The 24,229-nt window shown below is 33.6% G+C and carries 22 protein-coding genes; 10 read left to right on the top strand and 12 right to left on the bottom strand.

Features of this window, described 5'->3' with window-relative positions; translation table 11 throughout:
- Positions 1-519: 519 nt before the first annotated feature.
- On the bottom strand, positions 520-783 hold the full coding sequence (locus QGM60_RS14100; protein WP_281140890.1) for a hypothetical protein: 264 nt from the start codon (positions 781-783) through the stop codon (positions 520-522).
- 235 nt (positions 784-1,018) lie between these two features.
- Here QGM60_RS14100 and QGM60_RS14095 point away from each other — a divergent pair, with 235 nt between their 5' ends.
- A complete protein-coding gene (locus QGM60_RS14095; protein WP_281140889.1) occupies positions 1,019-1,408 on the top strand; it encodes a YhjD/YihY/BrkB family envelope integrity protein in 390 nt (129 codons plus the stop codon).
- Between the two features lie 3 nt (positions 1,409-1,411).
- Positions 1,412-2,290, top strand: a complete 879-nt coding sequence (locus tag QGM60_RS14090; RefSeq protein WP_281140888.1) for a YihY/virulence factor BrkB family protein — start codon at positions 1,412-1,414, stop codon at positions 2,288-2,290.
- 773 nt (positions 2,291-3,063) lie between these two features.
- Here the strand turns inward: QGM60_RS14090 and QGM60_RS14085 are convergent.
- The 3 genes from QGM60_RS14085 to QGM60_RS14075 form a co-directional block, all read right to left on the bottom strand.
- Positions 3,064-6,801 carry a glycosyl hydrolase gene (locus tag QGM60_RS14085; RefSeq protein WP_281140887.1) on the bottom strand — a complete coding sequence of 1,246 codons (3,738 nt, stop codon included), beginning with the start codon at positions 6,799-6,801 and terminating at the stop codon, positions 3,064-3,066.
- Between the two features lie 1,092 nt (positions 6,802-7,893).
- Complete coding sequence (locus QGM60_RS14080) at positions 7,894-8,466, bottom strand: DUF4251 domain-containing protein (RefSeq protein ID WP_281140886.1); 573 nt, start codon at positions 8,464-8,466, stop codon at positions 7,894-7,896.
- 175 nt (positions 8,467-8,641) lie between these two features.
- Positions 8,642-9,046: a VOC family protein gene (locus QGM60_RS14075; protein ID WP_281140885.1), complete on the bottom strand. Its 405-nt coding sequence runs from the start codon at positions 9,044-9,046 to the stop codon at positions 8,642-8,644.
- A 233-nt stretch (positions 9,047-9,279) separates the two neighbouring features.
- Here QGM60_RS14075 and QGM60_RS14070 point away from each other — a divergent pair, with 233 nt between their 5' ends.
- Positions 9,280-9,558, top strand: coding sequence for a hypothetical protein (locus QGM60_RS14070; RefSeq protein ID WP_281140884.1), 279 nt, complete (start codon positions 9,280-9,282; stop codon positions 9,556-9,558).
- 596 nt (positions 9,559-10,154) lie between these two features.
- Complete coding sequence (locus QGM60_RS14065; RefSeq protein ID WP_281140883.1) at positions 10,155-10,982, top strand: sterol desaturase family protein; 828 nt, start codon at positions 10,155-10,157, stop codon at positions 10,980-10,982.
- 161 nt (positions 10,983-11,143) lie between these two features.
- Here the strand turns inward: QGM60_RS14065 and QGM60_RS14060 are convergent, their stop codons facing one another.
- The gene (locus tag QGM60_RS14060; protein ID WP_281140882.1) at positions 11,144-11,572 is read right to left on the bottom strand and encodes a peptidylprolyl isomerase; all 429 of its coding nucleotides are present in this window, start codon (positions 11,570-11,572) and stop codon (positions 11,144-11,146) included.
- 716 nt (positions 11,573-12,288) lie between these two features.
- Between QGM60_RS14060 and QGM60_RS14055 the strand changes: the two genes are divergently transcribed.
- The 6 genes from QGM60_RS14055 (at position 12,289) to QGM60_RS14030 (ending at position 18,461) form a co-directional block, all read left to right on the top strand.
- The gene (locus QGM60_RS14055; protein WP_281140881.1) at positions 12,289-13,215 is read left to right on the top strand and encodes a putative sulfate exporter family transporter; all 927 of its coding nucleotides are present in this window, start codon (positions 12,289-12,291) and stop codon (positions 13,213-13,215) included.
- A gap of 441 nt (positions 13,216-13,656) precedes the next feature.
- Positions 13,657-14,484: a helix-turn-helix domain-containing protein gene (locus QGM60_RS14050; RefSeq protein WP_281140880.1), complete on the top strand. Its 828-nt coding sequence runs from the start codon at positions 13,657-13,659 to the stop codon at positions 14,482-14,484.
- Between the two features lie 129 nt (positions 14,485-14,613).
- A complete protein-coding gene (locus tag QGM60_RS14045) occupies positions 14,614-15,135 on the top strand; it encodes a 5'(3')-deoxyribonucleotidase (protein ID WP_281140879.1) in 522 nt (173 codons plus the stop codon).
- A 236-nt stretch (positions 15,136-15,371) separates the two neighbouring features.
- Entirely contained in the window at positions 15,372-15,977 is a 606-nt protein-coding gene (locus QGM60_RS14040) for a hypothetical protein (RefSeq protein ID WP_281140878.1), read from the top strand.
- Positions 15,978-15,999: 22 nt separating this feature from the next.
- Positions 16,000-16,836 (top strand): AraC family transcriptional regulator, encoded by an 837-nt coding sequence (locus QGM60_RS14035; protein ID WP_281140877.1) that lies wholly within the window; start codon positions 16,000-16,002, stop codon positions 16,834-16,836.
- 122 nt (positions 16,837-16,958) lie between these two features.
- Positions 16,959-18,461 (top strand): aldehyde dehydrogenase family protein, encoded by a 1,503-nt coding sequence (locus QGM60_RS14030; RefSeq protein ID WP_281140876.1) that lies wholly within the window; start codon positions 16,959-16,961, stop codon positions 18,459-18,461.
- A gap of 151 nt (positions 18,462-18,612) precedes the next feature.
- On the opposite strand, the gene QGM60_RS14025 is transcribed toward QGM60_RS14030, so the two are convergent.
- The 7 genes from QGM60_RS14025 to QGM60_RS13995 all read right to left on the bottom strand — a co-directional run bounded on the left by QGM60_RS14025 (position 18,613) and on the right by QGM60_RS13995 (position 24,040).
- Positions 18,613-19,200: an outer membrane beta-barrel protein gene (locus QGM60_RS14025; protein WP_281140875.1), complete on the bottom strand. Its 588-nt coding sequence runs from the start codon at positions 19,198-19,200 to the stop codon at positions 18,613-18,615.
- Between the two features lie 12 nt (positions 19,201-19,212).
- The gene (locus QGM60_RS14020; RefSeq protein ID WP_281140874.1) at positions 19,213-19,941 is read right to left on the bottom strand and encodes an outer membrane beta-barrel protein; all 729 of its coding nucleotides are present in this window, start codon (positions 19,939-19,941) and stop codon (positions 19,213-19,215) included.
- A gap of 166 nt (positions 19,942-20,107) precedes the next feature.
- The gene (locus tag QGM60_RS14015; protein ID WP_281140873.1) at positions 20,108-20,638 is read right to left on the bottom strand and encodes a hypothetical protein; all 531 of its coding nucleotides are present in this window, start codon (positions 20,636-20,638) and stop codon (positions 20,108-20,110) included.
- Between the two features lie 43 nt (positions 20,639-20,681).
- A complete protein-coding gene (locus tag QGM60_RS14010) occupies positions 20,682-21,869 on the bottom strand; it encodes a metallophosphoesterase (protein ID WP_281140872.1) in 1,188 nt (395 codons plus the stop codon).
- 204 nt (positions 21,870-22,073) lie between these two features.
- Positions 22,074-22,607: a hypothetical protein gene (locus QGM60_RS14005; RefSeq protein WP_281140871.1), complete on the bottom strand. Its 534-nt coding sequence runs from the start codon at positions 22,605-22,607 to the stop codon at positions 22,074-22,076.
- 173 nt (positions 22,608-22,780) lie between these two features.
- Positions 22,781-23,332: a hypothetical protein gene (locus tag QGM60_RS14000; protein ID WP_281140870.1), complete on the bottom strand. Its 552-nt coding sequence runs from the start codon at positions 23,330-23,332 to the stop codon at positions 22,781-22,783.
- A gap of 192 nt (positions 23,333-23,524) precedes the next feature.
- Positions 23,525-24,040 (bottom strand): hypothetical protein, encoded by a 516-nt coding sequence (locus QGM60_RS13995; protein ID WP_281140869.1) that lies wholly within the window; start codon positions 24,038-24,040, stop codon positions 23,525-23,527.
- Positions 24,041-24,229: the final 189 nt, after the last annotated feature.

Here is a 24,229-nt window from a genome sequence, read left to right as displayed (position 1 = left end):
GTCATCCTGAACTCGATTCAGGATCTCATCAAACATGAAAGATGTTTTCAGTCTGAGCCTGTCGAAGACGTTTTAGTAATACAACATTAACCACAAAGAGAATCAAACCCATATTCCGACACAGTCGGAAGCAACGATTTTCAGAAGTAATGAGCTCTTATCAATCTTAAATACTCAAATCTAGGATTGAAGAACAATTAAGAATATAAATACAAGATAAGCAGTTATCAGCGAATGGTGCTTGCAACTTCCTAAAAATCGTTTTGATTTTTTGGTTCGTTTTGTATCAAGACAAAATGAACATAAGAAAAAAAACAATTAAATAGATCCTGAACCGAGTTCAGGGTGACATAATAACTAAGTAATATTAACCTGAGCCTGTCAAGATAAATTAATAAACGTTGAATAGAGTAAAAGCCTAATAAAAAACCATCAGTTCGAGTGTTTTATTCGAAGCATGAGAATAAAAAGTATCGAGAACCATTTACAGAATAACAGTACCTAATTGCTAATATCAGTCTAAGCCGTTTCTAAAGCAACATTCTGCTTCAAATGTAACAAACCTGCAACAATAGCATCCAATTCATGCTCTAAAAAGCGTGGATTACGTTTGCTAAATCCTTGAATACAATTAGAATAAAGCTCAATACCAGCATGAGTAATACAGACACTATATGTGTCGTTTTCGGCATTAAGGTTCACAGAAGTTCTGTAGTCGCTGTACGTTAACAACCAATAACATAAACTGTTGATCTGGTTGAACAAAGAAAAGTTTGTGTCCATAATAATAGGTTTTAAGTAGCTGAGGGAATCTATATACGAAAATACCATCAAACCAGTTTTACATAAAAAATATCTGCTTTACGGATGCCTTTCCTCGGCAAAGTGCTGATTTTTAACAAATATGCACTCCAAAAACAGCATTTATAATATCCAATGTCATTAAGAATAGTATTTCAACCAAATGCGCTAAGCACTCTAAAAATCAAACTTTAGATTTACTTATAATGCATGACTAATGACAACACCCGAATCATTCAAAATACAGCATATCCCACGATTACTGGTTAATACAGGTAAATCTTGGTACAAAGGAGATCCTTTTAAACACAGTGCAATTGTAGCATATTACGGCATACTGTCTTTACCAGCACTCATCATTATTATCTTAAAAGTGGTAGGCAGTGTTTGGGGAGAAGACTTGGTACAAGGGGAGTTACTGGGTGAAATATCTAGCGCCATAGGACCTGATGCCGCTGATGCTATTCGGGTTATGATAAACAATAGGAGTAGTGCGGACACTTCAATCATGGCGACCATCATTGGTATAGGAACGCTGTTGTACGGTTCTACAGGAGTGTTTTTTCAGGTGCAGAGTGCTTTAGATAATATATGGGGTAATGCATGACTAATGACAACACCCGAATCATTCAAAATACAGCATATCCCACGATTACTGGTTAATACAGGTAAATCTTGGTACAAAGGAGATCCTTTTAAACACAGTGCAATTGTAGCATATTACGGCATACTGTCTTTACCAGCACTCATCATTATTATCTTAAAAGTGGTAGGCAGTGTTTGGGGAGAAGACTTGGTACAAGGGGAGTTACTGGGTGAAATATCTAGCGCCATAGGACCTGATGCCGCTGATGCTATTCGGGTTATGATAAACAATAGGAGTAGTGCGGACACTTCAATCATGGCGACCATCATTGGTATAGGAACGCTGTTGTACGGTTCTACAGGAGTGTTTTTTCAGGTGCAGAGTGCTTTAGATAATATATGGGGAAATCATCCAAGGTACGAAAACAGCCTTTTAGCAACCATTGTAAGTCGTGCTAAAAGCTTTGGATTTATACTGGTTATAGGCTTTTTGTTGTTAGTGAGTTTGGTGTTGACCTCATTATTAAGCACTTTTAGTCGACAACTAAATGAGTTATTACCAGAAGATATGTTCGATTTGTTGTTTTTGGTGGACTTGTTAGTGTCGGTTGGCTTTATTTATATCTTGTTTGCTACGATGTTTAAATATTTACCATCCGCGAGAATCCCGTGGAAATCTGTACGTGTAGGCGCCGCATTAACAACCGTAATGTTTATGATTGGTAAATATCTGCTGGCATTATATTTTAATACTATGGAACCTGGTTCTACTTACGGAGCTGCAGGCTCTATAATTTTGATTATGCTGTGGGTGTCGTATTCTAGTTTAATATTATTATTTGGTGCACACTTTACTAAACAGTATGCTGATAAGTATCTTATAAATCCTGAATCTGTGGTATGATAGATCTTTTTATGATACACTAGAAATACATTGTAGAGTAGTTATTAATTCACTATGTATTTTACATAATATAAATTATAGGACATTTTAGATTAAAGTATATTATGATTGAGAGTGCTGGTTTTTGGTGGCTATCTTGTTGTATGTTGTGATGTTTACCCGATTGTTATCCGAGGTTTATCTGGGTTTGAGTCGCTTTTGATCTGGATTAGACCCGACTTAGATACGGGTGAACCTTATTTTTGGTATTGGTTTGGGGTTATTTAGGACTTTACACTACTGAATTTGAAACACTGTTTTAAATGAAAGTATAATGCGTAGCGTAACCAAAATCTTATGTTCATTTTTGATGCACCAAAAACGAACCAAAAAGTGCTTTGCTGTCAAGAGGTATTTTTAAGAGCACTTATGGTGCCCTTAAAACCATAACCAAAATCCTAAATGGCTTCCAAGGCTTCAGCCATTCTTAACGGATTTTGGTTATTATACTGCTGACAGCGGTTTCCGACTGTGTCGGAATTGGGGTTTGATGATCTTTATGGGTATCTTTTTTTTGGTTCTCGATACATTTTATTCTCATACTTCGAATAAAACACTCGAACTGACGGTGTGGTTATTGTTTTAGTAATTCGTCTTCGACAGGCTCAGACTGACATTTGGGGATAATAGTACGAGATGTAGACTCTAAGTCATAAAAAAAAGCGAAGAATGAGAATTATTGTTATCCCATTCTTCGCTTTTTATTTTAGTAATACAGTATAATACGATTATACCTAATTCTTAATTATTCTCTTGGTTATAGATGAATTTTCAGAATATAGCTTTACAAAGTAAATCCCTTTTGATAACTGTTGCATATCTATAGTATTAGGGTTATTTGAAACTTCAAAAAGTTTTTCTCCTAGTAGCGAGTATACTTCTACCTTAGAAAAGTCAATGTTAGATTCTATAAACAACTTACTACCAACAGGGTTAGGATATAGTTTTACTTCATTGGTTTCAAAAGCATTGGTAGATAAGGAAGATACTTGCATAACATCATCAAAATAAAATGTAGATGTTGCGCTACCGTTTCCTACGTTTCCAAAATCGAACATAAATACTAGCTTATCGTATGGGCTTACACCAAGGGCACCAAAGTCCCAACTTAATGTTTCCCATTCTCCTGTAACCGTTGTTGGTGTTGATAACTCAAAGGTAGAACCACCACTCTGCTGCTCTAGTTTCATAAGTACTTGTGTGCCTATAGGAGCTTCGGTCCAGAGGTTTAGGGTAATATATTGTGCTGTGTTAAAGTTTAAAGCATCATTAAGGTTAATGAAAGCCCCTGCCCAAGTTTGTCCGCCATCTCTAACAATTTTGGCTAAGTTGGCACTACTGTTTCCTGTGCTTTGTGGTGGAACAACTGCTTCTACAGTGGCTGTAGCACCATCAAAATTAGTAAAATCTGCCGTTACTGGTGTGGTTTCAAAATAAAATGGTAGCCCTGTATTATTACCTGGCTCTGCACATACCACATCATTGTAAGTAAAGGTCATTCTACCTAAATTAACTTCGCCATTTGTTGCTGTTAATCGCAAAACGTGTACACCAGCAGTTAAGTTGACGTTGCTTGTAGATTTTGTACTCCAACTTCCCCAGTCTCCTGTTGATGAAAATATGATATCTTGACTTACTTGCGCACCATCTACTTCAAACTTAATAGGGCCTCCTCCATTGGTATTGCCTGATGCATAACGGATATCTAAATTGTAGCATCCTGCAGTTTGTACATCTACCGTGTACTCTAACCACTCACCTGCTGCAACCCAACCGATTGTTTCGCCTTCTGTGGCATCTGTTGCTGCGTCTACATATTCTGATGGTCTAAAACCGCCTTGATTGTCCATAGAAGTATCAAAATACGCTATGTTTTGGCCATTTCCACCTTCAAAAAGATCGTAATGTCCTGCTTCAATTACACCAGGTATTATGCTTGGCGATCCTAAATACGGTACTTGATCACCTATGGTTAATGTAACAATGTTGGTAACAATAGAAGATGTGCCCTCATAAACTTTCGCATAGACATTGTGTATGCCTAAAGCAATATTAGGAAGTGTGTATTGGTAAGGTGCAGTAGTATCTTCGCCTAACAATGTTCCGTTATGATAAAATTCTACTTTGGTAATACCTGCGCCTGTAGTACTTACAGATAATTCTACATTATCATTTTCGTTAGGGTCAGTAGGATTAGCAGATAAAACTCCTGTAATATCTATATCTCTACTTGTAGCTAAGGTATAAGCAGGAACATCTAGCACATAGCCATCTGAAAATGTTACTGTTGTTGCTGTACCTGAATAGTTTTGTGCTACGTAGGTGATGGTTCCATTATCGTTAAACGCTGCTGCTAGAGGATCATTTGCTGTAATTGAAGCTTCTGGTGTGCCTAAAGCATTCATATTGTGCAGCCAATGGTAAGTGTGCGCATCAGAAATACCGAACTTAAGCGCTCTATTAGGATAAGAATCGTACAAATTAATTGCACTTTGAGCATCCGTTAAAGCTAGGAACTTCCAATACGTATCGTGCCATAAGTTTGGATTTTCTTCGTTACTCAATACACCAGTATCAGCAGAGATCTCTGACCACAGTAATTGTGCATAACTCTGATTGTGACCTAAATATAAAGAGCCACCATGTATAGGATAGAGCTCTATGCCGTAAGATGCCGCAATATCACCTGTCCAGAATGTGCCATTGTCATAGGAATTACCCCAAACTCTAGACACAAATTCGTAAGGATGTGATGCGGAAAAGTTTCGTTGGTACATATCGAACCAATACTCTTCTACAGCAGTTTGTTCGGTGGTATAGATAAATATACCCAAATCTCTTATGGCATCGTTATTTGTAATTGCTCCCCAATGAATTAATGACGAAGCAAATTGCATACTTTCTGATGTGGATTCTTGATCATTTCCTTGTGGAAAGGTTGCAAATCCATTTGCCCAACTGTGGCCAGCATACGGACTAAAGTTTCTTAAAAAAGGAAATAAGGCATCATTTCTATCATCAGAAGCAGCATCGCGCACCAATAGGTTAATCATATCTCCCCATTGTGCAGCCCAACCTGGCTCAAATTGTTCCATAAACGCTGCTGCATGAATAAAATATCCCCAATGAAAATGATGGTCATTGATGTTGTTATCTTGACCATGGCCAGCAGGATACCCTAACATTGCAGACCATGTATCATTGTAATAATACAAAAATGCCACTTCACCAGACTGATAGGTTAACCAATCTTCTAATCGTTCTTTTATGGTGCTAACAATGGTGTTTCTTGCTTCAGTATTACCTACTTGATCTGCTATTCTGGCTGTTTGTATTAAACGATTCATTACCTGACCTTCATTGTAAGAATCTGTCCAAGTTGCTAATTGATCGTTTTGTATCGCTGCAATTTTACTGTTTAATTCAGCAGGATCATAACCTGCACTGTACTGCCCTAAATTTGGTAGTGTTGGCAGTATGCCCTTAAAAACATTTTCTACTTCAAAGCTGTTGCCGTCTAAGGTTTTTAGCTCTCCCCTAACCGTGTCGTAACTATATTCGTCTGGTGTTGTTGAGCCAGCGGATAAGTTATTCCATTGGTGCGGTAGTAATCCTAACAATACATTGGTATCTGTTCCTTCTTTTACATCAGTAGTTACAGTAAATGTTGATGTTAATTTTGAATTGGATTCATCATAACTCCAATTGGTAACCGTATTGGTAGGAAATACATAGGCGTACTTTTTGTATTCTTGCGCCATTGCATTGACATCTGAAGTACTTAGTGGTAACATAGCTAAAGACCAATAATTATTTCCGTTTAGCGTGGATGTATAGGTAGAACCCGATTGTGTCCAAGTACTCCCTGTTGGCGCATAAATGGCAAAATCTGATCCAGAAGTAGCGTCTTGTACTGTAATGGTTTCATTTGAAATAGTTACGATACCAGAGTTGATTGTAATTTCAACAGTATCGCTACTACCTTTATCAAAGTAGACAAAAGGCATTCCTATACCTGATGTTGCTTTAAGGTCGTGTGCACCGTCGTTCCAGTTCATAGTAACTGTCCAGTCTGAATAGTCTGATACGGTTGCCATAGAAGCATTTAAACCTGTTAGACCAATCTCAATTGGTGCAGAATCTCCGATTGGTCCCCAAGGAATATAGGTTACAATTAAACCTTGGTTGGTTGTTTTCATGGTCATTGGATAATTAAACAGGTTATCGGCATGATTTTCCTTGATTAATTTTGACCACCAGTCATTGGTTGGCACTGGTTTACCAATAGCATTACCACTTAATTGAGGTGAACCCGAAGGAAACCCATTTCTACCAGCGGCATCGGTACCTGGAAACGTTGTTGTGTAGCTTCCATTACCTATATTAACCACTTGAGCAGTAATGCATAAAGAATGTACTGATAGCAATAAAGCTACCAGCATTTTGAAAAATGATTGTTTGTTTTTAAGCATAGTTTATTTATTTAGTAAATCAATTATACTCAATGCTTAATGAGAAACAAATAAATTGACCTATACAAAAACCAAACATGATCTCATTGCTTTTGCAAAATATTCTTACAATAATCTATAACACTCAAGTTGTTAGATGTTTATACAAAAAACCTGAAATCTGAATCATTTTACCTTTTATTACTTGAAAATGAAGGAAATGACGTAGTGGTTTTATGCATTACTAATTAGTTTTCTACAGGTTCAGACTGATAATGTTGATTGGTTTTGGGTTTTGTATTATTCAGAACTGTTACACTGATCTTGGCGTGTAAAGAGCAAAGACGAAGTATCGAAATGTTGTTTTAATGTTTTTTTAGTACGTCCATTTTTGACGAAGAAATCCTTAGGATGTGCTCAGGGTAGGTTACCCAAAAATATTCTTATGCTTTTAATAAAATACTCGAACTGACGATGTGGTTATTATTTTTTACTAATTCGTCTTCGACAGGCTCAGACTGACAGCAAGATTAATCAATTAATTAGATCCTGAAAGCAACACTTTGACAAGCTCAGTGAGACAGTTCAGCATGACAATAATACTTTTAAGGCTTTAACTATTCTTAACGGATTTTTATTTAATTGTTTTTGTTTCTCATGTTCATTTTTGATGCACCAAACCCTTCGACTGCGCTCAGGGCAAGCTACCCAAAAAGTGCTTTGCTGTCAAGAGGTATTTTTAATAGCACTCTGGTGCTCTTAAAACCATAACCAAAATCCTAAATGGCTTCCAAGGCTTCAGCCATTCTTAACGGATTTTGTTTATTATACTGCTGACAGCATGTTCCGACTGTGTCGGAATTTGGGTTTGACAGTCTTTGTGGATATTGGTTCTCGATACATTTTATTCTCATGCTTTGAATAAAACACTCGAACTGACGGTGTGGTTATTTTTTAGTAATTCGTCTTCGACAGGCTCAGACTGACAGTAGATTTAATTAATTAGATCCTGAAACTAGTTCAGGATGACAAGCTTTGAGAGAGAGAGAGTTTTGTTTTGGATTTACCTTTAATCGCCTCAGATTGAAAAACAGGGTGGTTAGTCTTTAAATTTTATTCAATTGGTTTTACTTCTCCTCTATAGCTAATGCTGTTTCTGTGGGAAGATGCAAAGGTTAAATCGGCAATATTGCTAGTATAGAATGTAATGATAACCTTATAGTTTTCTACGGATTCTTCACCATCATCAATATCAAACTGCATGATGTAGGCTTCTTTTTTGGGATGTTTTGTGAGGGAGTAATCTGTTGGTTTACCGTTAAGCACTACACCCATAGTAGTTCCGTAAGCACCTCTGCCCATGCGTTGCTCGCCATAATATGGTAATTGGCCAATAATACTGTCGTTTTTAAAGGTGAGCTCGTAACCGTTAACATTAATACGGTTGGCGGTGTTACCAGTGTAGCGGGTTAAGTTGTTTAGTACTTGTGTAGTTGCATTGGTATTAAACGGAAACACGGTATTGATATCTATTTTAAAGTCGCCATTGGTCAGCTGTTGCTCCAACTGGTTGAGTGCTGCAGTATTTTCTACTGATGGTTCGGAAGATTTACAAGATACCGCAAACAGCATAATGAAAAGCCCAAGGCTATATACTAGAGTCTTTATGGAAGTAATTGTTTTCATAAGTCTTTTAAAGATAAAGTTTTATGCGATTAAATACTAATACATTAACATGCTTTTAGCTTAAAAAAATAATGCGATTATGGAAGTTCATAATCGCATAGAGTGTAAAGCTGTACTTTTTTCTACTACTGGCGTAGATTGTGTTCAATACTTAAGATATGATACCTTGATTATTTTAGTTATGCTTATAATTTACCATCCAGCTGACATTAAACTGATCGGAACAACGGCCATAATGCGCATCCCAAGACATTTCTTGAAATGGTGTGTGTACCGTACCTTGGGCACTCAACTTGTCAAAGATTGCTTTCGCGTCTTCTTTACTGTCGGCATCAATACTAAGGTTTAAGTTGGTACCGTTAGATAAAGGTGTGTCTGGTGCAGCATCATAAGCCATGATATGCACGCCACTACCCTTCAGTTCGGCATGTTGTAATTTGTTTCTGTAATGTTCTGGAATATCGCTCTCCACATTGTTATAAGTTTGTTCGTTCACAATCTTACCTCCCAATACGGATTTATAAAATTCTAAAGCTTGTTTGCAATCGCCTTTAAAGGCTAAATATGGTTGTACATTCATAATATATGAGTTTTTAGTGTTATTAATTTTTATACGTTCAGTATCAAAAATACCGACAATACCCAATTCCGATTAACGCAAACCACAGGAATCTTAATCAGTTTGATAAGAGCATCTTAAATATTTCTTAAAACGGTAAGAGCAAAGAATTGATAGATATGGAGCAAGCCAATCCATACATTATAATGACCTTTGGAAAGAACACGAAAAAGAATCATTTAAAAGTATAGATTATGAAAACTGACAAAACATATAATTCAGATATTACAGAACAAGACAAGGAAAAACTAGGTGAACTTGCCAGAGCAATCCGCAATGATCGCCAAGGAGATGATGCGCAACTAGAGAACAGAGAACGTCATATAGATTTCACAGGAAAGGATTTGGATGTTCCTGGCAGAGAAAGAGCCACACCAAACAAAGGCACCTTTAAGGACGAAGAAAACGAGTTGTATAGTCAAGGTAGCGGAGACAACGACCATTTAGAAGATGCTGAAAATCATGAAGACTAATTGCTATAGAAAAAGAAATAAAGAAACGCTTTAATTTATTAAGGCGTTTTTGTTTTTCATAAGGGTTGCCAATCCAAATAACACTATCTTAATTTGTCATCCTGAACTTGTTTAAGGATCTCATTATGATTGCAAATTGTTTTTTTTTATGTAGTTCTCGATACATTTTATACTCATGCTTCGCATAAAACACTCGAACTGACGCCACCTTTAACAGAACTCGTCTTCGACTGGCTCAGACTGACAGTAGTACTTTTCTTAGATACTGAAACAAGTTCAGGATGACACTGCAACTATGTTTACCGTAAGTCCGAGCTGAGCCTGTACTGAGCAAAGACGAAGTATCGAAGTGTTGATTCAGGATCTTATAAATTTTGAAATGTTTAGATACTTCGCTTGGCTCTGGTTCTCATAAACCATTTTCTTGAGGTTTTAATATAGATTTAAAACAATTCTTTCGACAAGGCATCTTGTAATACTTATATTGCGAGTTTTACGTTTAATCTAAAAACCCAGGCATCGAAAACCAAAAGATCACTCTCGACTCACTTTTAAAACTAGACTTTAACACCATCATCTGGATAGCGGCACCAGTAATGTTTGCCCTTGTAGCTTTAGAATACTATCTATCCATTAAACAAAATAAAAAACTCTATCACGGCAAGGATTTCTTAGCTTCATCAGCCATTGGCTTTGGTAATCTCTTTGTTAATGCTTTAACCAAAGTGGGTATTTTCTATATCGTGGTTATATGTTATAACTTAACTCCTTGGACTATTCCGCATACGTGGTGGTCATACCTTTTGTGTTTTTTCTGTTTAGATTTTGTTCGATATTGGTCGCACAGAATATCGCATGTACAACGCTTTTGGTGGTCTACCCATGTGGTGCATCACAGTTCTGAATATTATAATCTCTCTACCTCTTTTCGTCTTTCATGGGTACAGAACCTTAAACTGGTATTCTTTATTCCTGTGATTATGCTGAGTTTTGATCCTGTAGTGTTTATCATTGTACATCAATTGGAAATCTTATACCAATTCTGGATCCACACCGAACTAATTCGGAAGCTACCGAAACCTATAGAATATATTTTTGTAACTCCATCGCACCATAGAGTTCATCATGCAGTAAATGACGATTATATTGATAAGAATTTTGGTTCTACACTTATTATTTGGGACCGTATCTTTGGTACGTTTCAACCTGAAAAAGAACAGGCTATTTATGGTATTACTAAACCGGTGAAATCTTTTAATCCAGTGTATCTGGTATTTCACGCTTGGGGAGACTTATTAGTTGATATTTGGAACCGTCCTAAAAAGGCTTGGAAGATTATGTTTGGTAGTCCGACTGTTTGGGAACGTGAGGAAGTGAAAAAGCAGAAAAAAGTGCGAGCGCGGGAAAAGCAGTTTGTTGATTAGTTGTTTTACTAATTTGTCTTAGACAGGCTCTGGCTGACATTACTAATATTAAATGAGATGAGATCCTGAAACAACACTTCGACAAGCTCAGTGTGACAGTTTTGGACGACAACACTTGATTATTGTCTAAACCTATTTCAGGACCTTCAGTATAACTTTAATTATATAATCTCAACTACTTCAAGATCAAAAACTAAGTCTTGTCCTGCTAATGGATGGTTAGCATCAACGATAATGCTATCTTCTTCCACTTTTGCAATTCTGAACTGTTGTTGCCCACCGTCTGGTCTGCTACCAACTAAGCCCATACCAACTTCAGGTTTTATATCTTCTGGTAATTGATTTTTAGGTACTTTTTGAAATAAAGCTTCATTCACTTCACCATAAGCATCCTTTTTATCAATTGATATGGTTTTCTTTTCATTAACTTCCATATCAATAAGCCCTTTTTCGAACCCAGGAATCAATTGACCTTTACCAAGTTCTACATGTAGCGGCTCACGCTCTAGAGAACTGTCAAATACCTGACCGTTATTTAGCTTACCAGTATAATGCACTTTTACCACATCATTTTCCTTTACTTTACTCATAATTGTTTGTTTGTGTTATTATTATAATTTATAAAACCCTGCAAATGTATGGGTCATAAAATGGTTTAAAGAATGAAATGGGAAAAATCCTAGGATTTAAAATAATCTTAACATTTGTGGGTGCTACTCTATTGTATACTTTCAGATTGAAACAACACTTCGATACTTCGTCTTTGCTCAGTACAGGCTCAGTTCAGCATGACAACAATACTTCCTAGGCTTCAGCCATTCTTAACGGATTTTGTTTCTTATGTTCATTTTGTCTTGATACAAAACGAACCAAAAGATCAAAACGATTTATAGGAAGTTGCAAGCACCATTCACTGATAATTGTTTATTCTGTTTTATTATTAATGATTATTCTTCAATCCTAGATTTAAATTCTTAAGATTAATAAGGGCTCATTACTTCTGAAAATCGTTGCTTCCGACCGTGTCGGAATTTGGGTTTGATACTATTTATGGTTTATGCTGTATTACAAAGATCGCGTTCAACAAGTCCAAACTGGTGAGGAGCTCTTTATGGTATCCTGAAACAATACTTCGATACTTCCTTAGCACAGTGTGACAGTTCAGGATTAGACAATAAATATAAGTAACCTCAAAGATCAGTCTTATTTAGGTAATCTGTGGAAGAACTCAACAATTAACTACAATACAATTGTGATGAGTTAGAATATAGCCCTAATTTTGCAACACACAAAGCAAAAAAATAGGATGAAACAAACTGTAGTGAAATTAATTTATGTACTCATAGTAATTTCATCTGTTTTAGGTTTGCTCACTAGTTATGTGGCTTTATTGCTAGGTTTTGCTTTTGTATTAGTATTTGAAAATCCATTTGAGCGTTATAATAGAAGAGCTATTCCCCTACTCTTAAAGATTTCAGTAGTGGGTTTGGGTTTTGGAATGTTTATAAATGAAACCTTACAAACCACAAAAGAAGGTTTTGGACTAACAGTTTTTACAATATTACTCACCTTAGGTTTGGGAATTGCACTTACCAAAATCTTTAAAATAGACTTAAAACTAGGACATCTTATTACTTCTGGAACTGCAATTTGTGGTGGTAGTGCCATTGCTGCTATTTCCCCAATAATAAAAGCCAATAATAAAACTATAAGTATGGCCTTGGTTATTGTGTTTTTACTGAACTCTATCGCTTTGTTCTTATTTCCTGTGTTAGGGCATTATTTTCAACTCACACAAGAGCAATTCGGGCTTTGGTGCGCAGTAGCTATACATGATACAAGCTCAGTTGTTGGTGCTACAATAGATTATGGAGATGAAGCCTTAAGAATTGCAACAACCGTTAAACTATCTCGAACGTTATGGATAATCCCTTTATCCATTGCTTCGTTATTTGTGTTTAAGTCACCAAAAAAAGGAGTGAAATTCCCCTTGTTTATCTTAGCATTTATTGCTGCTATTGTTACCAACAGTTATCAGCTTATACCTTTAGAGATGTCGAGTTTTATTGTTGTTTGTGCTAAACGCTTATTGATTGTAACGCTTTTCCTTGTTGGTACAACTATTGCTATAAAGGATATTAAAAATACGGGTAGTAAACCTCTTTGGTTAGGAATTGTTTTATGGTTGTTTATTTCGGTATTTTCTTTCTTCTATATTGTTTATTGGTCATAGTTGATTTGATCCAGAAACGAATTTAGGATTGCATTATAATTAAGAGTGCGCTGTCTAAAACCCAGTATTACCATTCGTCTTCGACGGGCTCAGACTGACATTTATGGTTATAGATATTTTTCGATACATTTTGTTCTCAAGCTTTGAATAAAACATTTAAACTAACAATTTGTTTTAATGAAATCCTGAAACGAATTTAGCTAACCAATACTCAATTTTCAGTAAATCAGATTTAAAAAAAAGCGTAATACAAGTATTACGCTTAGCTATTAATCAGAACTAATATTCAAACATCAATTATAATCAATGTGTGCTTTTAGTTAAAAGGGGTTAGGGTTATTTTTGTTTTGCAAATATATTGAGGTACAATTCGTTAAGTGTTACAAAAATTACGGTAGTTGTGTCATATATCACTTATATTTGTATAGAATACCAAAAATTATGCTTAGCGATCAGTTTCCAAAAGTACTTTTGTTAGACGTTAGCGCTGTATCTGACTTACCTGATGATTTTTATAAACATTACCACACACATATGTTTTGTCTTAGTGGTAATATCAAATTCATGTTAAACAATGATACGATGCAGTGCAATGGTGGTGATTTTTTGTTTTGGTTTGCGCAAAGTCAATTATTGCAAATACAGACCTCTAATGACTTTAAAGCCTCTGTTTTATTGGTTGAAAAGCAACTGCTAGACGACAATGTTCCCAATGTAGGATATGCGGTTAACGCTCTACTCCACTCTAGAGTGAATCCTATAAAAATTATTCAAAACAAAAAGGTGCAGCAAAAAATCATTTCTAACTTCAAAGTAGTAAACCAACGTTATCTCAATAAGACACACAAGTTTTATGAAGAAGCTTTAAGTCTTCAGCTTAAACTTTTTGTTTTAGAAATGTGGAACACCTTTGCTAATGAATATGAAAGTAAAAAACATACTAGGCAAACAAATGCTATTTATGAAGGCTTTATTACACTGCTTCATAAACATTCTATGCAGCAACGTGAAGTTCAATTTTATAGCAACCAACTACATATTACGCCTAAATATCTAAATCAAATTTGTAAATCTATATCAGACCTTACAGCTTCGGCATGGATACAACGTTATGTTAGAGAGCGCTTAATTATCTTGTTAGAAGATAAAAGTCTCAATATTTCTGAAATTGCGGATGAAATGGAATTTAGTAGTCGTTCCTTTTTTACAAGATACGCCAAGAAGATCTTAGGTGTTACACCTACTGAATATCGTGACCGCTTGTCCTAAGTACTACAATCGTAGTCTTTTCTTATAGAAATAACTTCCCAATGTTTAGATTCTATTAAATCTTTATAAAATTTCCTTAAATTCTTTGATTAGCCTTTATTAATTTTCGTGCTTTGTAAAAAAATTCACATGACCATATTTGTAGACATGGACGATGTGCTAGCAGAAACGTACGAAAAGCATATTGAACTATATAACTTAGAACACCAACAACAACTAAATATATCCCAAATCACCTCAGGTGAGGTATGGCACAATGTACCTGAAGACCACCAGTTGAGTATAAAGGATCACGCCAACCAAAAAGGCTTCTTTAGAGATCTAAAACCAAAAAAGGACTGCATACAGGTTATGGAGGCGCTATACGCTAAACATGAAGTCTACATTGCTACGGCTGCAACCCAATTTCCAGACTCCCTAAAGGAAAAAAGCGATTGGATTGATGAATATATACCCTTTATAACATGGCAGCACCGTATTATGTGCGGTCATAAGTTTATTCTTAAAGGAGATTTACTCATAGATGACAGAACCTATAATCTAGAAAAATTTGATGGTGATACCCTACTCTTCAACTCTCCTCATAATGTAAGCGAAACTGGTTACACTAGAGTTAACAACTGGTTAGAAATTGCTGAGCGCTTATTATAGTAACGAAAAAATCCAGCACATAGAATTAAATCGCTTAAAAAGCTACAATTACAGGTTAACTATTGCTATAATATTACTACCTTTAGTAATTGATAATTAACGTTTTAATATTGAAAAAAAAATATTTTAAAAAGCTAAAACGCAGATTGAATGGTTTCGACCTGCTTTTTTTTGCATTACTATTAGCATCAATAATAATTAGCATACTGTATGAGAAAAAAGACTTGATCTATACTATGCCTACAATTACGTTGTGTATTCTAATGAACTATGTTTATGTAAAAAAAAGTAAAACAAATCTTATATATAGTATAGGTCTATTGGCTTTATTCACTTCTGATATTTTTGCAACTTTAGCTTTTAAAGATTCTTTTTTGAAAATTACAATACTTACTACAACCTACATAGTTTGTAGTACTTTGGCTTTAAAAAAATATTTAAAAAGAGGAAAACTAAAGTCCTTCTTAAGTATTACTTCTTTTATCACTATAGGGTTGTTGACCTACATTGTATATGCAATACTAGACTTATTAGTCCTTGTTTTACCAAAAAACACACTATTTTTTGTGTTTTTGTCCGTATTAACACTCATCGTTTTGTTAGTTACTATAGGGTTAATTTATTTTAGCAATAATTATAGATCCGGAACCATGTTATTGGCGTCTGGTATATTCTTTTTTGTGCAAGTATGTCTTAGCGTTATCAACGAGTTTTTATACAATGACAAAACATTTATTAGCTTAATTATTTTTTGTCATACTATGGCAATTTATTTACTAACACGATTTTTAATTTACACCAAAGCAATTAAAACAGAAGACATTAAGGAATGGTATCTGTAAACCCTAAATTGTTACAAACCTTATGCTAGTAGAAAATATCCCCAATATATTTATTCCCAATTCTAAATCTTTACCAGATCTTCTGATACATGATTTTAGGATGACTAATGATAATGTAAAAAGTAAAGTCAACCTACAAATGCACATGTTTAGTTTTCTTCAAATAGGAAAAAAGCAAGTGCACTTTGCAGAAACTTCTGTTGCAGTAGACAAAACGCAATCTATTCTTACGACCAAAGGTAATTGTTTGTGGACCGAACTTTTAGACACAGAAAATAGCTATTACTGTAAACTTTTCTTCTTTTCAGAAAAAGTATTAAAAGACTTTTTAAAAAAACATTCTAGTTTTTCTGAAGAAGCCCAACAAGAAAACCCGTTTTTCATTATTGAAAATGATGACTTTATTTCGGCATTTATCAATTCACTATCGGCAATAGGTAACGATCAACTTCAACAAAATGAAGCTTTAACAAAGCTTAAATTTGAAGAGATTTTACTCTATCTTTCAGGTAAATACGGTAGCGCTTTTATAGCCTTTTTACAGTCGCTTATAAAAGAAAAAGATTCTAGCTTTAGAGAAGTTGTAGAACGTCATGTCTATTCTAACTTAAAGGTTGAAGAAATTGCCTTTTTGTGTAACATGAGTCTTTCTACTTTTAAAAGACATTTTAAAGAAGAGTTTAATGCTTCGCCAGGTAGATGGCTTATGGATAAACGTTTAGAAAAAGCAAAAATCTTAATAGAACAACGCGATGTAAAAGCATCTGATGTGTATCTAGAAATTGGCTATAATAACCTTTCTAACTTCAGTACAGCCTTTAAAAACAAGTTCGGAATTAGTCCAAAAGAGGTATCCTAAAGCCAAAAAAGTTCAATTTTATCTACTTTGAACCATTTTCATAAATAACTGACTTGTTTTAATAAATAGTCAGAAGCAGTTCGCTTGTAGTTTTGCAGTTATAATTAAAAATGAAAAAAATTATGACTCAAGTACAAAGACCTGTATTTAAAGAAAAGTATGATAACTTTATAAATGGTGAGTTTGTTCCACCAGTAAAAGGAGACTATTTTGATAATGTTTCACCAGTTGATGGTAAAGTATTTACAAAAGCAGCAAGATCTACAGAAGAAGATATAAATCTAGCTTTAGATGCAGCACATGCAGCATTTCCGGCTTGGAGTACAACTTCTGCAACAGAACGTAGTAACGCTTTATTAAAAATAGCTCAGGTAATGGAAGACAACTTTGAATACCTAGCTACTTTAGAAACTATAGATAACGGAAAACCAATTCGTGAAGCTAGAGCAGCAGATATTCCTTACTGTATAGATCACTTCAGATATTTTGCTGGTGTTATTCGTGCAGATGAAGGTACTATTTCTGAGCACGATAAAGATACGGTTAGTATTGCTCTTCATGAGCCAGTAGGTGTTGTTGGAGAAATCATTCCTTGGAACTTCCCATTATTAATGTTAGCATGGAAAGTAGCACCTGCATTAGCGGCTGGTTGTACAGCTGTAGTAAAACCAGCAGAGCAAACACCTACAAGTGTTATGTGCTTTATGGAATTGATTAAAGACGTATTACCAAAAGGAGTATTAAATATTGTTACTGGTTTTGGTGCTGAAGCTGGTGAAGCATTAGCAACTTCAAAACGTGTGGCTAAATTATCTTTTACTGGTTCTACGGAAACTGGTCGTAAAGTAATGCACAACGCTGCAGAAAACATTATTCCTTTAACTTTAGAATTAGGTGGAAAATCACCAAATATCTTCTTTAAATCGGTAGCAGATCAAGATGATAACTTCTTTAATAAAGCTATTGAAGGTGCTTTAATGTTTGCATTAAACCAAGGTGAAATCTGTACATCTCCTTCTAGAATTTTAGTACACGAAGATATCGCAGACTTATTTATTGAAAGAATGCAAGAGCGTTTAGCAGCAGTAAAAACAGGTCATCCTTTAGATCCAGAAACAATGATTGGTTCTCAAGTATCTAAAGCACAATTCGAGAAGATTATGAACTATATCAAAATCGGAAAAGAAGAAGGTGCAGAAGTTCTTGCTGGTGGTGATGCTGGTAACTATGAAGGAGACATTAAAGATGGTTTCTACATTCAGCCTACTGTATTAAAAGGTAAAAACGATATGCGTGTATTCCAAGAAGAGATTTTTGGTCCTGTAGTATCATTAACTACATTTAGCACCGTAGAAGAAGCTATTGCTATAGCAAACGACACATCTTATGGTTTAGGTGCTGGTGTTTGGAGTAGAGATGCTCATGAGCTTTACCAAGTACCAAGAGCTATCCAAGCAGGTAGAGTTTGGGTAAACCAATACCATACATATCCTGCACATGCGCCATTTGGTGGTGTTAAGGAATCTGGTTTTGGTCGTGAAAACCATAAAATGGCTTTAGACCACTACCGTGTTGTTAAAAACATGCTTATCTCTTACAGTAAAGATGCTGTTGGATTATTCTAAAATAAGAATGACTATTCAAAATCCCTTATGAATTAATAGCAAATCTTGAATAATGTCTTGATAAGAAGCCGTTTCAATTAATTTTGAAATGGCTTTTTCTTATTAGTGGATTTAAGCTAAATGATTTATGTTGCTCTTTTTGAAACTATTTTTAAATTCTCAATCCAAACCCAAACTTTAAAATAGTGATATTTGTATTGTAACTTGTATCTGGAACCCCATCTTCTACTCCAATTTTTATTAAATCATATTGGACTTGGACAAATAGTTTTTTTGTGATGTCATAAACAAGTCCTAAATTCAGGTTAATACCATTTTCGGTTTGACTTGAGCTTGATAAATCCGGGTTACTAAAATTAAAACCATCTATTCCTGAAGTTTTAAAATTCATAAAAGTATAACCTAATCCTATCGAAGGATGAAATTTAGTTAGTGATTCAATATCTAATTCGGCAAAAATGCTTGGCTGTATTGCAAAAACAGTAACATCAAAAGGTTGAAAACTATCGTCCTTAGAATTTTTTAGGATTCCTCCGTTTAAAGATGCTCCTATATTTAAGAATTCTAAATTTGCAAAACGATATTTAACCCCTAAGTCTATAATTCCATTATAATTTTTTCCAATGAAATTATCACCAACTGTTAGAGGATAATTTAATTCAAGACTAAATTTTGAGTCTTGTGAAAATGATTTAATTGAAAAAATCAGTAATATACCTAATAATAGTTTTTGTTTCATAAAGCACATTTTTCAAATAATTATTCCAATTCCTAAATTCACAGTTGTTGGTTCTTTTTCATTTTTGAACTCTATGTACTGGCTCAAATCAGAGTCAGAATCATTATTCTTTATCGAATTAATATATTGATTAATCTTCAATAGGATAAACCCTCTTTTTTCTGATGAAAATGAAAAAAATTTCTTTAACTGTATGAAAGCTCCAAAACTTACAGAATTATAATTATCCTTAATGTCATTGTTATAGCTGGCTGTTGGATTGCTAAAAACTGGATCGTTTGGGTCTATAATTTGAGTTGGATCAGCTGTAGTGTCACCTTTCTCTTTTGCAGATATTAAAAAGCTTGTAAATCCACCTATTCCAAAATGATAAGATTTATCTTGTCCAAAATGAAAATTATAATTTACGGGTATTTGAATTTGACTAATATTTCGATTTCCTTTATTAGTAATAGCACCCATTTTATCTTCAATAGAAAACCTATCTAAATAAAAACCAATACCAAAATCGATAGATGAATTTTCATTAATTAAATAGTTAAAACTAGGTAGAATATATGCTCCAATATTAATCGAGGATTTTATTTCAGGACTACCATCAACATTTGTGTTTGTTAGTTCGCTAGTTTTAGGTATAGATAATGTAGGTCCTAGAGATAACTGAAATTCAATTTTTTTGTCCTGTGAATAAATTTTGGTTAAAAAACCAATTAAAACAATTAGTAGGATTCTTTTTTTCATTCTTTAATTTAAGTTTATGCTTAATGTAAAATAAAGGTTTTGCCTATGATTTATATGAAAAATCACAAGATTCTTTTTACCAATGCCAAAAGCTAACAAAATAGAAATAAAATCTCTATAGGTATTCAGCCGCAATGAGCTAACATGTTATTTGCAGTAGTTTTTTTTAAATGTATAGTTTCCAGTTTTTGTCCGCTTTAAATCCGTGTTCAGGTTCAGCCACTTTGTTTATTTCTGTTCCTCTTTTTATTAGTTCAGAGTATAATTCCGATTGTTTTGATTTTATGTACTCAATTTCGTTTTCAATCATTTCGTTATTCCAAGTTATAGTTTCACAAACCATACACTCATTTTCTCTTACTGCAACAATTCCGCAAACTGCACATGCTTTTAAGGAATTCATAAATTCAGATACATAGTCAAAATCAAATTTTTTAAATATAGTTGGCACATTTTGAATAAATTCATACCAACCAATGTTATTATTTTTTAGACTGATTGTTTTCTCAGCTTTCTCAAAAAATACTTCATTCCGATTTTCTGAAAATTGAACATTATTAATTTCTTTCCAATTAAATAATTTGGGCTTCGCTCCAAAAGGTTCTTTTATAGAAAATCCACTTTCGGTTAACTTAATTTCAGTTAATTCGGAAGTCAGTTTTTTATAAAATATGTTTCGCATTAAAGATCCTATCATTACTTAGTTCTAATTACTGCCAAAGGTCTCGTATAACCATCACTTACGGAATTAAAGATAGTGTTTTTCTAATTCTTGACTTATCATCAACTTCATAGAAGCTATTTGCTTTAATTAAAAGACCAAATGTATTTTTATTCTCTTTATGGTTTAAGTCTATATCAATGACTTTGTTTTTATAGAGACTTTTTACTTCGTCAAAAACAGTGTGTCCTATTATAATTTTGTTACTAGAAAAATACGTTAGAATATTATCAATCTCTATATCTGTTACTTCTTCTCTAGCCAGACCTCTATACCATAAAGGACCTTTGTTTCTTAATAGTAAAGTTTCATTTTCTGAATGGTTTTCGGGTTTTTTGTCCAATCCATTTCTAATACCAGAATTGATTTGGTTTAAAGTTAGACCGCTTTCTATCAAATCTGGACTTACTCCACCGTGAACAAAAAGTAAATCACCTATTTTTTCTATTGAGTTTTTAGTCCGCAACCACCTTCCTAGCTCCGTGTTTTTAGAATACCAATTAGAATATTCAAAACCTAAAAACTCAGCATTAGCAAAATATTTATGATCAACATACTTAAAAAGATCATTATCATACGCACCAATTATGTTCATAGCTTCATGATTACCTAATATAAAATGAACTTTGCCTCTGGCATGCTCAGCCTCTTTCTCTAATTTATAAATTAGCCATAAGCATTCGTTAACGTACTTACCTCTATCAAAATAATCACCCAATAAAACTAAATGACCTTCACCAAAGATCCATTCATATTTCTCATTAATAATCTTATTTCCTCTTAAGAATTTAATAAAACTATCAAAATTACCCTCTATATCAGAAAGGCATATAATTTCTTTTGGCTGTTTGTAGGTATCCTTTTCTATAGAATAATTTTGAGATATAGGTACATCAAAACTTACATTAGGATATTTTACCTTTATATAAACACTATCTTTTATATTGTATGATACGCTCTTTTTAGAAAAGGAATTCTGTTTTTTTTCAATATGAATAGTTTTTAAACTATCATTTTGGTAATATACTATGGGCTGTTCAAAATCTACTACAACCTGTTTGCTTGTATAGTTTGGTGTTTTTAATTTCCAACCAGGTGCTAATGGTATAACGTTAATCACCCCAAAAAAACCAAGGCCTATAGCAATTACTAAATAAGCGAAATAAACAAAAAACAGAACTTTAAATACTCTAAATATTTTTTTCATAATAGCGATTTCTTCAATTATGATGAGTTAATACCCTGTTTGTTAAAGCTTTATTGATTACACAAAAAGATTTCTTATAAGAGTTATGATAACATATTGAACTTTATTTGTTTTGGTTGACCTTCTTAAAGTAAATGCATTAACTTCACCTTAATTCTAATTATTCCTTTATCCAGAATGACATAATTTGTTATAGTAGTACTTTTACCATTCTGGCTTGTATATCAAATATTTTTTCGGAATATCTTTTTTAATATAAGTTGAGATATAGTCTCCACTAATTATTTTAATTGTGTCGTTAGAAATTTTGTTTAATGTTTCCTTAATAAAGCACTCTCCACACTGTGGATGTTTGAAATATACTTGAACAATAAACTTTCCCTTTTTGTATCTGTATAAATAACTTTCCGCTTTTTTTGGGTTTAAGTCATTTATGTCATTTATGTTAATGTTTTTAAATTCACCAACTCTTCCATTTCTATAAAATTTCAAGTATGTTGGATTAGATTTTATGTTTTTGTTGGAAATTGAGTCTTTTGAGTTGTCAAAAGTATTAATAGTCGATATTTTTAAATAAACTTTAGAAGTATCAATAATATTATAGGCAATTGGATTAGAATTTGGTTTAATTTTTTCATAATGGAAACCTATTCGTCTTTTTCCAAATTCATTAACAGACGAACAACTTAATATTATTAATATTCCTAATAATAAAATTAAAAATGAGCGTTTAGACATTCTATTTTAGATTGATTTGTATTAAAAATTTAGCGACTTTCTAAATACATCTTTATTTTGATTAAGAGATTGAATATTAATAAAATACACATAGCGTTACAAAACTTTCTTTAAGTGTATTGATTTTAGGATAATATACTATTAAGTTTTATAAATTATTTACCTAACCGTTTCTATTCGTATTCAGCAATAATTATCTCACCTGTGTAACTTGCTGTTAATTCAACTTCTTCAGTGGATAATTCAAGAGATAAATTATAAGGATTGTTTGAACCAGTTATTTCGACTGAGCCTGTATTCCATATTAAGTTAGAGTTATCTGTAATCAATTCATTATTATCAGCTCTTAGAAAAAACAAGCTTGCACCAGAAAGCCTTGCTTCAATGTCAGCCGAATTGAAATTGTTCTGGTTAAGTGGATAGATATTCTCTAGTGATTCAGAATCACTCCCTGGAGTCAAAAACACCATCCTTAAGAGAACTTTAGTATCTAAAGATAAGTTAAGTTGACTATTTTCAAAAGTTACTGGTTGGTCTGTTAATATAATTTCAAAGCCGTGAATATCATCTATTGTAAAATCAAATTCAATCTTGTATGCATAACTCAAAGTAAAAGACTGTTCATTATACACTAATTGGCCATTAGACATTAATAAGTCATTATCATCATTTGAACACGATAAAAAAATCAAGGTGATTAAGAGTAATGGGAGTCTTTTCATCATAAGTTAATAAGATTTTAAATTTTTTGTTTGTCGATAAGTTTAACCAAAATTGTGTGTAACGTGTTTGGCTATGATTTCGTTGCGGAAAACGTCCGCAGGACTTTTCCGCCAAAACTAAAGATAGTACAGTTGCCTAAATAAACTGTGGGGATTACCGCAGCAATGAACTATAGCCGGTGTTACCAGACGTTTTTATTCTTCATCAGGTAATGGTGGATTTAGAATTTTAATGTAAGAGTATTCACTTAATTTTATTTTCAATGGAAGACTATCTCCATTTTTTCTATTCAGCTCGTTGAAATCTGTTGTTATTTTAATGAGTTGGTCTTTTATTTTTTTTGAAGAAACTGAACTGTCTTGATAATAAAAGATTAATGCCTTATCAATACTTTTTGAGAAGTCAAATTTTCGTTCTGGGTTAAGTATATGATTCCGCAATATTGGCTGTAAACTGTCAAATGATACCTCGATTTCATTGTTTATTATAATCGAATCTTTTTGAATTGAAATAACATTACTTCCGTGATAGTCGACAATATCCATTTTACTAATGCACTCTTTGTACACAATCAGATTAAATTCCGTTGAATCAGTGCTGAATTTAAGTAATGGGGCTTTTCCATAGCAAGCAATTTTATCCGCAATTTTAATTAGTTCACCATAATTTTTGATTGAATCGAGATATATTTCAGTCAGAGAAGAATCCATTTTAAAATTCGAAACTCGAGGATAGTAGTATTGGATTTTTTTTAATTCCGTTCTTTCCTTTTTCGTTTCACAATTATAAAACAAATTGGCAATGATTAATATGAGTACGATTTTTTGTCTTGTCCTGAAATAGGTTGACCATTTTTGGATGTATTTTAAATGGTTAAAAATTCCAGCTTGTTATTATTT

Origin of the sequence: Winogradskyella sp. SYSU M77433 (assembly GCF_029911945.1) — a bacterium.
Lineage (GTDB): Bacteria > Bacteroidota > Bacteroidia > Flavobacteriales > Flavobacteriaceae > Winogradskyella.
This window is presented reverse-complemented; position numbering and strand designations above follow the sequence as displayed.